The 12232-nt window shown below is 74.4% G+C and carries 11 protein-coding genes; 10 read left to right on the top strand and 1 reads right to left on the bottom strand.

What is annotated here, in order from left to right; all coding sequences use genetic code 11:
• Positions 1-32 precede the first annotated feature (32 nt).
• From C1I99_RS22210 to C1I99_RS22240, 7 genes are all read left to right on the top strand, one after another.
• The gene (locus tag C1I99_RS22210; protein ID WP_199562344.1) at positions 33-455 is read left to right on the top strand and encodes a roadblock/LC7 domain-containing protein; all 423 of its coding nucleotides are present in this window, start codon (positions 33-35) and stop codon (positions 453-455) included.
• Positions 445-834 carry a DUF742 domain-containing protein gene (locus C1I99_RS22215; protein ID WP_111136151.1) on the top strand — a complete coding sequence of 130 codons (390 nt, stop codon included), beginning with the start codon at positions 445-447 and terminating at the stop codon, positions 832-834. The genes C1I99_RS22210 and C1I99_RS22215 overlap by 11 nt, the downstream gene beginning before the upstream one ends.
• Positions 815-1417: a GTP-binding protein gene (locus C1I99_RS22220; protein WP_111136152.1), complete on the top strand. Its 603-nt coding sequence runs from the start codon at positions 815-817 to the stop codon at positions 1415-1417. Before C1I99_RS22215 ends, C1I99_RS22220 begins: the two co-directional genes overlap by 20 nt.
• A gap of 118 nt (positions 1418-1535) precedes the next feature.
• Entirely contained in the window at positions 1536-2567 is a 1032-nt protein-coding gene (locus tag C1I99_RS22225; RefSeq protein WP_111136153.1) for a lactonase family protein, read from the top strand.
• Positions 2568-2720: 153 nt separating this feature from the next.
• Positions 2721-4481 (top strand): substrate-binding domain-containing protein, encoded by a 1761-nt coding sequence (locus tag C1I99_RS22230; protein ID WP_111136158.1) that lies wholly within the window; start codon positions 2721-2723, stop codon positions 4479-4481.
• A 213-nt stretch (positions 4482-4694) separates the two neighbouring features.
• On the top strand, positions 4695-6176 hold the full coding sequence (locus C1I99_RS22235) for a sugar transferase (protein WP_111136154.1): 1482 nt from the start codon (positions 4695-4697) through the stop codon (positions 6174-6176).
• A gap of 254 nt (positions 6177-6430) precedes the next feature.
• Positions 6431-6964 carry a MarR family winged helix-turn-helix transcriptional regulator gene (locus C1I99_RS22240; RefSeq protein ID WP_111136155.1) on the top strand — a complete coding sequence of 178 codons (534 nt, stop codon included), beginning with the start codon at positions 6431-6433 and terminating at the stop codon, positions 6962-6964.
• A gap of 30 nt (positions 6965-6994) precedes the next feature.
• Here C1I99_RS22240 and C1I99_RS22245 read toward each other — a convergent pair whose 3' ends face one another.
• Complete coding sequence (locus C1I99_RS22245) at positions 6995-8233, bottom strand: ROK family transcriptional regulator (RefSeq protein WP_233512640.1); 1239 nt, start codon at positions 8231-8233, stop codon at positions 6995-6997.
• A 75-nt stretch (positions 8234-8308) separates the two neighbouring features.
• Here C1I99_RS22245 and xylA point away from each other — a divergent pair, with 75 nt between their 5' ends.
• The 3 genes from xylA to C1I99_RS22260 form a co-directional block, all read left to right on the top strand.
• Positions 8309-9496: a xylose isomerase gene (xylA, locus tag C1I99_RS22250; RefSeq protein WP_111136156.1), complete on the top strand. Its 1188-nt coding sequence runs from the start codon at positions 8309-8311 to the stop codon at positions 9494-9496.
• 11 nt (positions 9497-9507) lie between these two features.
• Positions 9508-10953: a xylulokinase gene (gene xylB / locus C1I99_RS22255; RefSeq protein ID WP_111136157.1), complete on the top strand. Its 1446-nt coding sequence runs from the start codon at positions 9508-9510 to the stop codon at positions 10951-10953.
• Positions 10954-11014: 61 nt separating this feature from the next.
• Positions 11015-12232, top strand: a 1218-nt coding sequence (locus tag C1I99_RS22260; protein WP_111136160.1) for an MFS transporter, incomplete at its 3' end; no start/stop codon positions are given.

The following is a 12232-nucleotide window of genomic DNA, read 5'->3' on the forward strand; positions in this document are numbered from 1 at the left end:
CCCGAACCCCCGACCGCACCTGAGAGGGACGCCTGATGCTGCATCCGACGAGGCAGAGCCCCGATCTCGACTGGTTGCTCGACGACCTGGTGGACCGGGTGCTCCCCGCCCGCCAGGCCGTCGTCCTGTCGGCGGACGGGCTGCTGCTCGGCTGCTCCGCCGGCCTGGAGCGCTCCGACGCCGAGCACCTGTGCGCCCTGGCCTCGGGCCTCTCCAGCCTGGCCCGCGGCGCGAGCCGGCACGTGGCGGGCGGGCCGGTCCGGCAGACCGTGGTGGAGATGGAGTCCGCGTACCTCTTCGTCACGGCGGCGGGGCAGGGCGCCTGCCTGGCCGTGGTCAGCGACGCGGACGCCGACATCGGCCTGGTGGCGTACGAGATGGCGATGCTGGTGACCCGGGTGGGGGAGAACCTCACCGCCCCGGCCCGGTCGGCGGGGGCGGCCGATGCGGACTGAGTCGCCCGGGCCGCCGCACGAGTGGCTGGACGACGCCGCCGGCCCGGTCGTGCGCCCCTACACGCTCACCGGCGGCCGGGTCCGGTCGTCCGTCGCCGGGTTCGACCTGGTCGCATACGTGCTGGCCGAACCGGACGCCGACCCGGCCGCCCACCCGGAGCTGCAACCCGAGCACCGGCGCCTGGTCGAGCTGGCCGGTCGGCCCGTCGCGGTGGCCGAGCTGGCGGCCGACCTGGACCTCGCGCTCGGCGTGGTCCGGGTGCTGCTCGGCGACCTGCTGGCCCGAGGGCTGGTCGCGGTGCACCAGCCGCCGGCCGCCGCGTGCCTGCCCGACGACGACATCCTCAAGGCGGTGGTCAGTGGACTCCGTGCGCTATGACCGTTCCGCGCCGGCGGCCCGCGTCCCGCTGGCGCTGAAGATCCTGATCGCGGGTGGCTTCGGCGCGGGCAAGACGACGCTGGTGAGCGCGCTCAGCGAGGTCCGGCCGTTGCAGACCGAGGAGGTGCTGACCGGGGCCGGCATCGGCACCGACGACATCTCCGGCGTGGAGACCAAGTCCACCACCACGGTGGCGATGGACTTCGGCCGGATCACCATCAACGAGGACCTGCAGGTCTATCTCTTCGGCACCCCCGGCCAGGACCGCTTCTGGTTCCTCTGGGACGAGTTGGCCTTCGGGGCGCTCGGCGCGGTGGTGCTCGCCGACACCCGGCGGCTGGCCGACTGCTTCCCGTCGATCGACTACTTGGAGCAGCGGGGCATCCCGTTCGTGGTGGGGGTGAACTGCTTCGACGGCGCACGCCGATTCAGCCTGGAGAACGTACGCCAGGCCCTGGACCTCGACCCCGACGTGCCGCTGGTGCTCTGCGACGCCCGTGACCGGCAGTCCGGCAAGCTGGTGCTGATCGCCCTGGTCGAGCACGTCGCGCGGCAGCGCGGCGAGCCGGTCCCGGCGGGCTGAGCGCGGGGGCGCGTCCCGGGCGGCCGGCCGGATCGGCGCCGATTTCCGGCCTAACGGTCCGGCTTCCCGGGCAACCTCTGGTTGGATCGACGGAGGAACCGGCGGAGGGGCGGGAACAGTGGCAGGTCCGGGCACGATCGTCCACATCGGCGGCTACACGGCGCACAGCGGCGGGCGCGGCGCCGGCATCGTCGCGGCGCGGCGCGACCCGGTCACCGGGGAGCTGACCCCGCTCGGCACCGTCGCGGTCACCGCGTCGCCGTCCTTCCTGGCCCGGCACCCGCGGCTGCCGGTGCTGTACGCGGTCAACGAGCTGGCGACCGGCGAGATCAGCGCGTTCCGGGTCGGCCCGGACGGTGGCCTCGCCGCCCTCGGCACCCGGCCCACCGGCGACGCGGAGCCCTGCCACCTCGCGGTCGCCCCGGACGGCGGTCACCTCTTCGTCGCCAACTACGGCGGGAGTGTGGCAGTCTTCCCGCTCGACCCGCAGGGGGTGCCCGGCGAGCGCAGCGACCTGGTGCGGCACGAGGGGCACGGCCCCGACCCGGGGCGCCAGGAACGGGCGCACACCCACATGGTCAACCCGGACCCGAACGGCGGCCCGTTGCTCGCGGTCGACCTGGGCACCGACTCGGTCTACCGCTACGACCTGGATGCCGCCACCGGGCGGCTGGTGCCCCGGGCGCCCCGGGTGCGGACCGCGCCGGGGAGCGGTCCGCGACACCTGGCCCGGCACCCGGACGGCCGGCGGTGCTGGCTGGTGGGGGAGTTGGACGGCTCGGTCGCCGCCTACGAGCTGACCGACGGGGCGCTGCACCAGCGCGGCCGGGTCGAGGCCAGTGAACGGCCCGGGCACGTACAGCCGTCGGAGGTCGCGGTCGGGGCCGACGGGCGCTTCCTCTACCTGGCCAACCGCGGGGTCGGCACCGTTTCGGTGTTCGCGCTGGACGGCGAGCTGCCACGGCTGGTCGCCGAGGTGGACACCGGTGGGGAGTGGCCGCGGCACTTCGCCCTGACCGGCGAGCACCTCTACGTCGCCGACGAGCGGGCCGACATGGTGCGGGTCTTCCGGGTGGACCGGGCCGCCGGCGTGCCGGTGCCGGTCGGTGAGCCGGTGCCGGTGCCCAGCCCGACCTGTGTGCTGCCCTGACCCGGCACCGACGGTGTCGGCCGCACCACGCTGGCAACACGGTGGTGCGGGTTGGTTACGGATTGTTGCCAAATGGCGATCAACTGTTTCTCCTCAGTAACTTCGTCCGAACGGTTGTGGCAGTTACCTCACCCGATACGCAAGATGGTCAGCGTGTCTGCAGGCCGCCATCGAATGCGTTCCAATATCCATGCCGCCACCGCTGCGGCTGCCGTCGGTGTACTCGCCGTAACGGCGGGCGGCTGGTTCGGCTATCAGCAGCTGGCCCAGCCAGACTGCTCGGGGCAGATCGAACTCTCCGTCGCGGTGGCCTCCGAACTCGCTCCCGCGGTCGACGCCGCCGCCACCGAGTGGGAGAGGGACGGCGCGGCCGTCGGCGGCACCTGCATCGCGGTGAACGTGTCGGCCTCCGATCCGGTGGAGGTGGCGGCCACGGTGGCCGCCAAGCACGGCGCGACGCTCGCCGGCGTGGGTCAGGCCAGCGGCACGGCGGTCAGCCCGGACGTCTGGATTCCGGATTCGTCGATCTGGCTGCTGCGGCTGAAGACCGGGGGTGCGACCGCCTTCGACCCGGGCAACGGGGCGTCCATCGCCCGCAGTCCGGTGGTCGTGGCGATGCCGGAGCCGGTGGCCTCCCGGCTCGGCTGGCCCGAGGCGAAGCTGAGCTGGACCCAGCTGCTCCAGCAGGTGAGCAGCAGCAAGCCGCTGCGCGCCGGGATCGTCGAGCCGACCCGGGACGCGGCCGGCCTGTCCGGGCTGCTCTCGCTCACCGCCGCCGCGAGCGCCAGCGGCGGCGCGGACGCGGAGCGGGACAAGGTCGGCGCCCTGCGGGCGCTGGCCAGCGAGAAGTCGGCCCTGCGGCAGGACCTGCTCGCCCGCTTCCCGAGCGCGCCCGACGCCACGACCATCGCCAGCAGCCTCGGCGCGGCGGCGCTGTCCGAAGAGGACGTCATCGAGTACAACAGCAAGAAGCCCCCGGTGCCGCTGGCCGCGCTCTATCTGGAGCCGGCGCCGGCCCCGCTGGACTACCCGTACGCGGTGCTGCCCGGCATCGAGCCGGCCAAGGCCTCGGCGGCGCGGGTGCTCTACGAGGTGCTCACCACGCCGGGGTTCCGTAACCGGCTGGCCGCGCAGTCGCTGCGGGCCCCGGACGGCAACTGGGGCGAGGGCTTCGCCGCGCCGCAGGGTGCCCCGAGCCCGGCCGGTGGCCAGGCGACCACCCCGTCGAGCGGCGGCACCGCGGCGACCGGTGGGCTGGACCCGCTGTCGATGGACCGCGCGGTCTCCAGCTGGTCGATCGCCACCCAGTCGGGCCGGATGCTCTGCGTCATCGACGTGTCCGGGTCGATGAAGGAGAAGGTGCCCAGCGCCAACAACGCGACCCGGCAGCAGGTCACCCTGGAGGCGGCCCGCCGCGGCCTGAACCTGTTCGACGACTCCTGGTCGATCGGCCTCTGGACGTTCTCCACCCAGCTGGTCGGCTCCCGCGACTACCGTCAGCTGGTGCCCATCGGGCCGCTGTCGAGCGGACGCGGCAAGCTGGAGCAGGCGCTGAGCACCACCAGGTCGTCCAACGGCGACACCGGTCTCTACGACACGATGCTCGCCGCCTACAAGGAGGTCCAGGAGGACTGGCAGGCCGGCCGGGTCAACTCGATCGTGCTCTTCACCGACGGCAAGAACGAGGATTCCGACGGCATCACCCAGCAGCAGCTGCTGTCCGAGCTGAACAAGATCAAGGACCCGGAGCGGCCGGTGCAGGTCGTGATCGTCGGTATCGGCGGCGACGTCAGCAAGGCGGAGCTGGAGTCGATCACCAAGGTCACCGGCGGCGGCGCCTTCGTCACCGAGGACCCGACCAAGATCGGCGACATCTTCCTCAAGGCGATCGCGTTGCGCAAGGCGCCGAGCTGAGCCGCGACACCGCAGTCGGGGGGCCCGTCGTGCCGGTGGAGCCGGCACGACGGGCCCTATCCCGGTCCCGGCCGAGTCGGGAAAAGTGACGGCAATACGTCCGAAGCAAGTGGCCACCATAGTTGTCGGGGCAGGATGTCGTAGTGCACCGGCGCGGCCGGCCCGCGTCCGGGCCGGTGAGCGGGGCCGGCGGCGAGCGAAGTGGGAGGGCCGGTGACCTCGGCGACGCTGTTGACCCCCGTCCGGACGTCGTCGCCGGACGGCCCGCCGTCCGGCCCGGCGGCACGCGCCGACGAACGGGCCTACGTACAAGCCCTGGTGGTGCTGGACACCACCGTCCTGACCCTCGCCGTGCTCGTCGCGTACGCCGCCCGGTTCGGTGCCGACGACCCGGGCGGCTCCGAGATCCCGTACGTCCTCGTGGCTCCCGGCCTGGTGCTGGCCTGGCTGGTCTCGCTCAAGGTGCTGCGCTGCTACGACGACCGGGTGCTCGGCTACGGCGCGGACGAGTACCGCCGGGTCAGCGCGGCCAGCCTGCGGCTCGCGGGCGGCGTCGCCATCGCCGGCTACATCGCCGACGTCGGGGTCTCCCGCGGCTTCCTCGGCATCTCGTTCGCGCTGGGCACGGTCGGTCTGGAGGTGGCCCGGTTCGCGGCGCGTAAGCGGCTGCACCGGGCCCGGTCCCGGGGCGCCGGCTGGTCGCGCAAGGTGCTGGTGGTCGGCGACACCGCGCACGTGCTGGAGTTGGTGCACACCCTGCGCCGGGAGCCGTACGCCGGCTACCAGGTGGTCGGTGCCTGCATCCCCGACGCACTGCTGGCGCCGGTGGCTCAGCGGCTGGGCGACGTGCCGGTGGTCGGCTCGTTCCGCGGCATCCCCGAGGCCGCCACCGCCATCGGCGCGGACACCGTCGCGGTCACCGCCTCCGGCGAGCTGACCGCCACCCGGCTGCGCCGGCTCGGCTGGCAACTGGAGGGCAGCGGCGTCGACCTGGTGGTCGCCCCGGCGTTGACCGACGTGGCGGGGCCACGCATCCACACCCGCCCGGTCGCCGGCCTGCCGCTGATCCATGTCGAGGCGCCTGAGTTCCGGGGGGCCCGAAAGCTGGTCAAGGGCTTGGTCGACCGGGCCGCCTCGTCGTTCGCGTTGACGCTGCTGCTGCCGCTGCTGGCGGTGATCGCGCTGGCCATCCGGCTGGACAGCCGGGGGCCGGTGCTGTTTCGGCAGACCCGGGTGGGCCAGGGCGGCCGGGAGTTCGGCGTCTACAAGTTCCGTACCATGGTGGTGAACGCCGACGCCCTGCTGGCGGAGCTGGCCGCCCGCAACGAGACCGACGGCCTGATGTTCAAGATGCGCGACGACCCGCGGGTGACCCGGATCGGCCGGCTGCTGCGGAAGTGGTCGCTGGACGAACTCCCGCAGCTGGTCAACGTCCTGCTCGGGCAGATGAGCCTGGTCGGCCCCCGCCCGCCGCTGCCGTCGGAGGTGGCCCGGTACGACGGCGACGTGGCCCGCCGGCTGCTGGTCAAGCCCGGCATGACCGGCCTCTGGCAGGTCAGCGGCCGGTCGGATCTGAGCTGGGAGGACGGCATCCGGCTCGATCTGTACTACGTGGAGAACTGGTCGCTCGCGGCCGACCTGACGATCCTCTGGAAGACCTTCGGCGCGGTGATCAACGGCCGCGGGGCGTACTGAGGGCCGCGGGGCGTACTGAGCACGGCGGGGTGGCCGGCGTCAACCACGGTCATCACCCCGGTGGGCAGGTCGAGCCGCATCAGCGAGCCGGTCCAGCAGGAGGTCGGCGGGGGTCTGGTGCAGGAGACCGCGCACCCGGTTGACCGGATCGCTCGTCATCGCTCCTCGCTCACGAGCACGGCGACCAGCGGATGCGGAGTAGTCTCGGGCGCACCATGGCGGAAGTACACGGTCCTGCGGGACGCGAGACGAGTATGGCTGCCGAGCTGGACGTGGCGGCGGGTGCCCTGCTGACGGTCTGGGAGTCGGCCCGGGAGCGGACGACGAGCAGGGTCTCCGGTGCCCAGCTGCGGGCGGTCATGGTGATCGAACAGCACGACGGCATCAACCTGCGCCGCCTGGCCGTTCAGCTCGACATGCTGCTCTCCTCCGCCAGCCGGCTCTGCGACCGGCTGGTGGCCGCGGGGATGCTGGAGCGGGAGCCCGGCCGGCTCGACCGGCGGGAGATCTCGCTGCACCTCACTCCAGAGGCCCGCCGGCTCCTCGCCGAGCTGCGCGACGACCGCCGGCAGCAGCTCGCCGCGATCCTCGCCGGCATGACCCCCGAGGGGCGGCAGGCCCTGCTGCGGGGGATGCGGGAGTTCGACGAGGCGGCCCGCGGCCGGGGCGCGCCGGTCCGTTCGGTCGAGCCGGCGGGGCCCTGGTCCGCCGGGCATCCCGGGGAAGGGTCGGTCGCGGTGCCGACGCAGCAGTGGCCGGGAGACCCCTCGGTGGCCCGGACGGCCTGAGGCGGCGCAGGGCGCCGGAGGACGTGCGGGTCAGCCGTGCCGCGCCAGCCAGCCGGCCGGTCGGGCGAGGATCCGGCGTACCACCGAACCGGCCGCGCCGACGGCGGCGGCCTCGGCGCCGAGCACCGCCGGGCGGACGGTGACCGGCGACCAGGCGGCGGTGAGCACCCGGCGGGAGATCTCCGCCAGCACCGGCGGGCGCAGCCACGGCACCAGCGGGGCGTATCCGCCGCCGAGCACCACCGTGTCCAGGTCGAGCAGGTTGACCACGCCGGCGACCGCGACCCCGAGCGCCGTACCGGCCTCCTGCAGGGCACGCAGCGCGGCGGGTTCACCGGCCGCGGCCAGCTCGGCCAGCCGGGTGGTCGCGGTGTCCGCGGGGAGGTCCGCGCCGGCCAGCCCGGCCGCCGCCAGGATCGCCTCCTGCCCGGTGTACGTCTCCAGGCAGCCCCGGCCGCCGCACCGGCACGCGGGCCCGTCCGGGCGGACGGACATGTGGCCGATCTCGCCGCTCCAGCCGCGGGCGCCCCGGAAGAGGGCGCCGTCCAGCACGATCCCGGCGCCGATGCCCACCTCCCCGGAGATGTGCAGGAAGCTGGCCGGCCCCGGCGGGCCGGAGTGCAACTCGCCCAGCGCGGCCAGGTTCGCCTCGTTGTCGACCACCAGCGGCGGGACGCCCTCGACGTGCGCGGTGAGCGGCGGGTGCCCGGCAAGCAGCGCCGCGACGGCCACGTCGCGCCAGCCGAGGTTCGGCGCGAGGCGGACCCGGCCGGCGTCGTCGACGAGCCCCGGCACGGCGAGTGCCGCGCCGGCCAGGGTCAGACCCTGCCCGGCGGCGTCGGCGCGGGCCCGGGCGGCCAGCCCGGCCAGCCGGCCCAGCGCCTCGGCGGGGGAGACCGGCCGCAGGTCGGCGCGGTGCACGGTGTGGTGCCGGATGCGCCCGGTGAGGTCGACCACGCAGACGGCCAGGTAGTCGACGTTGACCTCCAGGCCCAGCCCGGCCGGGCCGTCCGGGGCCAGCACCAGGCCGCGGGCGGGCCGACCCGCGCCGGTACGCGGGGTGGGCTCGGCCTCGGTCACCAGCCGTCCGGTGACCAGGTCCTCCACGACGGCCGAGACGGTGGCCCGGGTGAGGCTGGTCTCGGCGGCCAGCTCGGCCCGGGACGGGGGGCGGTCGGCGGCGGCGATCCGGTCGAGCACCAGCGTGAGGTTCCACTCGCGCAGGCTGCCCTGCCGTACCGCTCCGGCCGGGGGCTCGGGTCGGCTCACCCCTTGACAGTGCCACAGGTCGGTCAAATAATTCAACCACTGAACAAATAGCGGACGACACCCCGGAGGTCTGCCATGGCACCCCGTCCCACCCCCGCCGACAAGTTCTCCTTCGGCCTCTGGACGGTCGGCTGGCAGGCCCGCGACCCGTTCGGCGACGCCACCCGCCCGGCGCTCGACCCGGTCGAGGCGGTGCACCGGCTCGCCGAGCTCGGCGCGTACGGGATCACCTTCCACGACGACGACCTGGTGCCGTTCGGCGCCGACGCCGCCACCCGCGACCAGCGCATCGCCCGGTTCCGCAAGGCGCTCGACGAATCCGGTCTGGTGGTGCCGATGGTCACCACCAACCTCTTCACCCACCCGGTCTTCAAGGACGGCGGCTTCACCAGCAACGACCGGGACGTCCGGCGCTACGCGCTGCGCAAGGTGCTGCGCAACGTCGACCTCGCCGCCGAACTGGGCGCCCGCACCTTCGTGATGTGGGGCGGCCGGGAAGGCGCCGAGTACGACATGGCCAAGGACGTCCGCGCCGCGCTGGACCGCTACCGCGAGGCGGTCGACCTGCTCTGCCAGTACGTCGTCGACCGCGGCTACGACCTGCGCTTCGCCCTCGAACCCAAGCCGAACGAGCCGCGCGGCGACATTTTGCTGCCCACGGTCGGGCACGCGCTGGCCTTCATCTCCACCCTCGCCCACCCCGAGCTGGTCGGGCTCAACCCCGAGGTGGGGCATGAGCAGATGGCCGGGCTGAACTTCGCCCACGGCATCGCCCAGGCGCTCTGGCAGGGCAAGCTGTTCCACATCGACCTCAACGGCCAGCGCGGCATCAAGTACGACCAGGACCTGGTCTTCGGCCACGGTGACCTGCTCAACGCGTTCGCCCTGGTCGACCTGCTGGAGCACGGCGGCCCGGCCGGCGGGCCCGCGTACGACGGCCCCCGGCACTTCGACTACAAGCCCTCACGCACCGAGGACGTCGCCGGCGTCTGGGCCTCGGCGGCGGCGAACATGCGGACCTACCTGCTGCTCAAGGAGCGGGCCGCGGCGTTCCGCGCCGACCCGGAGGTGACCGAGGCGCTGGCCGCCAGCAAGGTCGCCGAGCTGGGCACCCCGACGCTCGCGCCGGGGGAGAGCTACGCAGACCTGCTCGCCGACCACGCCGCGTTCGAGGAGTTCGACGTCGACGGGGTCGCCGCGAAGGGCTTCGGCTTCGTCCGGCTCAACCAGCTCGCCGTCGAGCACCTGCTCGGCGCGCGCTGAGGCGGCCGGCCATGCCGCTCGTCGCGGGTGTCGACTCCTCGACCCAGTCCTGCAAGGTGGTCGTCCGGGACGCCGAGAGCGGCGCGCTGGTCCGGCAGGGCCGGGCGTCGCACCCGGACGGCACCGAGGTCGATCCGGAGGCCTGGTGGCGGGCCCTGGGCGCGGCCGTCGACGCCGCGGGCGGGCTGGCCGACGTGGCGGCGGTCTCGGTCGCCGGCCAGCAGCACGGCATGGTCTGCCTCGACGAGGCGGGCCGGGTGGTCCGGCCGGCGTTGCTGTGGAACGACACCCGGTCGGCCGGCGCCGCCGCCGAGCTGATCGAGGAGGCCGGCGGCGGCGAGACCGGCCGACGGTTCTGGGCGGACGCGGTGGGTCTGGTGCCAGTGGCCAGCTTCACCGCCACCAAGCTGCGCTGGCTGGCCCGGCACGAGCCGGAGCGGGCGGCCCGGGCGGCGGCGGTCTGCCTGCCGCACGACTGGCTGACCTGGCGGCTGGCCGGCGCGCCCGGGCTGGACGCGCTGCGCACCGACCGCGGCGACGCCAGCGGCACCGGCTACTGGTCCGCGGCCACCGGGGAGTACCGCCTCGACCTGCTGGAGCGGGCCTTCGGCCGGCGGCTGCACGTGCCCACGGTGCTCGGGCCGGCCGACCGCGCCGGTGAGCTGCACCCCGACCCGGTCGGCGCGCCCCGGACCGGGTCGGGCGCGCTGCTCGGGCCGGGGACGGGGGACAACGCCGCCGCCGCGCTCGGCGTCGGCGCGGGCCCCGGCGACGTGGTCGTCTCGATTGGCACCTCGGGCACCGTGTTCAGCGTCGCCGACGCCCCGGCGGCCGACCCGGACGGCATCGTCGCCGGCTTCGCCGACGCCACCGGCCGGTTCCTGCCGTTGGTCTGCACGCTGAACGCCGCCCGGGTGCTCGACGCCGCCGCGTCGATGCTCCGGGTCGACCTCGCTGACCTGGCTGACCTGGCGCTGTCCGCGCCCGCCGGCGCGGACGGGTTGGTCATGGTCCCCTACCTGGAGGGGGAGCGGACCCCGAACCGGCCGCTGGCCACCGGGGCGGTGCACGGGCTGACCCTGCGCACCTCGACCCCGGCCCACCTCGCCCGGGCCGCGGTCGAGGGGCTGCTCTGCGCCCTCGCCGACGGCCTTGACGCGCTGACCGCGCAGGGCGCCACGGTCCGGCGGGTGATCCTGGTCGGCGGCGGTGCCCGTTCCGCCGCGGTGCGCCGGATCGCTCCGCAGGTTTTCGGCTGCCCGGTGGTGGTCCCGCCGCCCGGGGAGTACGTCGCCGACGGTGCCGCCCGCCAGGCCGCCTGGCTCGCCCTGGGCGGCGCGACACCGCCGCCGTGGTCGCCTACCGGCATCGAGGAGTACGCCGCCGAGCCCGTCCCCGCCATCCGGCACCGCTACGCCGAGGCCCGCGACCGGATCGTGGACCGCTCCACGTCGTGACGCCGGGGGTACCGCCGGCCCGGTGATCGGGTCGTTATCTCCTCCTGGTTGGCTGCGGTACGTGACCTTGACCAGGGTTGGCGCCGCGCGGGTGTGGGGCGGCGGCGCGGTGCACCGGTTCTACAGCGTCGTGGTGTTCGTGCTGCTCGCCTCGCTGGACAACGTGGCGATCGGCCTGGTGCCGCCGCTGTACGGGTCGATCGCCGTGGCGTTCGACGTGCCGCAGCGCCTGCTCGGCCTGGTCACCGCGGCGAGTTTCCTGGTCAGCGCGGTGGCCGCGGTGGCCTGGGCGTACGTCGGCGACCGGGCGAACCGCAAGCGGCTGCTCATGGTCGGCACCCTGATCTGGGCGGCGGGGACGGGCGGCAGCGCGGTCGCGGCGAACTACCCGGCCTTCCTGGCCGCGCAACTGCTCGCCGCCGTCGGCCTCGGCGCGGTCGGCTCGGTCGGCTTCTCGGTGGTCACCGATCTGATCTCGCCCCGCCGCCGGGGGCTGGTAATGAGTTTCTGGGGCCTGTCGCAGGGGGTCGGCACGCTCGCCGGGACACTGGTCGGCGGGCTGCTCGGGGCGGTCGACTGGCGGCGCCCGTTCCTGATGCTGACCGTGGTCGGCCTCGCCGCCACCGCGGCCTACCTGTTCACCTACGACATCCGGCGGGGTCAGAGTGAGCCGGCGCTGGCCGACGCGCTCGCCACCGGCGCCGAGTACGACTACCGGATCAGCCGGGCCGACCTGCCGGGGATTCTCGGGCGTCGGACCAACCGCTGGCTGATCCTGCAGGGCCTCACCGCACAGGCGGCCTTCGGGTCGCTGGTCTGGCTGCCGGTGCTCTTCGCCGAGCGGGCCGAGGCGCAGGGCTACTCGCCGGCGACCGCGGTGATGGTGGGCAGCGTCTTCGCCACCCTGTTCCAGCTCGGCGGGGTGCTGTCCATCGTCGGCGGGCTGGTCGGCGACCGGCTGCAACGGCGTACGCCCCGGGGGCGGGCGCTGGTCGCGGCGGTCGGCATCCTCGCCGCGGTGCCGTTCTACCTGGTGCTCTTCTTCGTGCCGATCCGGATCGACGTGCCCGACGGGGCCGGCGGCGGCGCGGTGGTCCGGGCCGTGCTGGCCAGCGTGGTCAGCGAGCCGTCGGTCGGGCTCAGCCTGTTCACCGCGCTGCTCGCGCTGGCGCTGACCTCGGCGAACTCACCGAACTGGTTCGCCCTGATCGCCGACGTGAACCCGCCCGAGCACCGGGGCACCGTCTACAGCCTCGGCAACCTGGTCAACGGGGTGGGC

It is taken from the genome of Micromonospora deserti, from assembly GCF_003236335.1.
Lineage (GTDB): Bacteria > Actinomycetota > Actinomycetes > Mycobacteriales > Micromonosporaceae > Micromonospora > Micromonospora deserti.